Raw genomic sequence first — 842 nt, 5'->3', positions numbered from 1 at the left:
TCGCGCTCGGCATGTTCGGCCAGCTGTTGCAGGTACACCGGCGGGAACACCGCCATGGTCACGTTGTGGCGATGCATCTGCGCGTAGGTGTATTCCGGCAGCCACAGGCTGTCATCGCGGATCAGCACGCTGGCGCCGTTGATCAACGGGTGCATCCAGCCTTCGTGGGAGCCGTCGAAGGCGAAGGACATAAAGTGCAGTTCGCAATCGGCCGGACCGGTTTCGTAGCGCTCGCCAGTGGCGATGATGTGCGCCACCAATGGACCGTGGGAAACCGCCACGCCCTTGGGCATGCCGGTGGAGCCGGAGGTGTAGATCACGTAGGCAAGGTTGTCGCCGTCCAACGCCACCTCTGGCGCGGTCTCGGCATAGTCCTCGGTGCGATCGATCGCCAGCACCTCAAGGCCCTCGGCAATCGGCAGTTGCGGCACCGCACGGCTGTGGGTCAGCAGCAATTGCGCGCGGCTGTCTTGCATCATGTACAGCAGGCGATCACGCGGGTATTCGATGTCCAGCGGCACGTACACGCCGCCGGCTTTCATCACGCCGAGGAACGCCACCAGGCTTTCGGCACTGCGCGGCATGGCAATCGCCACCCGCACTTCGGGGCCGACGCCACGGGCGATCAGCGCGTGGGCCAGGCGGTTGGCCTGGCGATCCAGCTCGCCGTAGCTGAGGGTTTGCGTGTCGAACTTGACCGCCACCGCCTGCGGGTTTTCACGGGCGCGGTCGGCGAACAGTTCATGCACCAGACGAGCGCTTGAGAAGCCGGACTCACTGCGGTCCCACAGTTGCAGGATGTGCTGTTGCTCATCGGCATCCAGCAGGTTCAACTGCCCGAT

At 64.5% G+C, this 842-nt stretch carries 1 protein-coding gene; it reads right to left on the bottom strand.

Translation table 11 applies throughout. The features are described 5' to 3' along the window. A partial coding sequence (locus LIY36_RS27620; RefSeq protein ID WP_226457862.1) for an AMP-binding protein occupies nt 1-842 on the bottom strand: 842 nt, incomplete at both ends.

The sequence above is a fragment of the Pseudomonas sp. AF03-9 genome, from assembly GCF_020515815.1.
GTDB lineage: Bacteria > Pseudomonadota > Gammaproteobacteria > Pseudomonadales > Pseudomonadaceae > Aquipseudomonas.
Note: the sequence above shows the minus strand (reverse complement) of the source record. Positions and strands in the feature narration are given on the sequence as shown.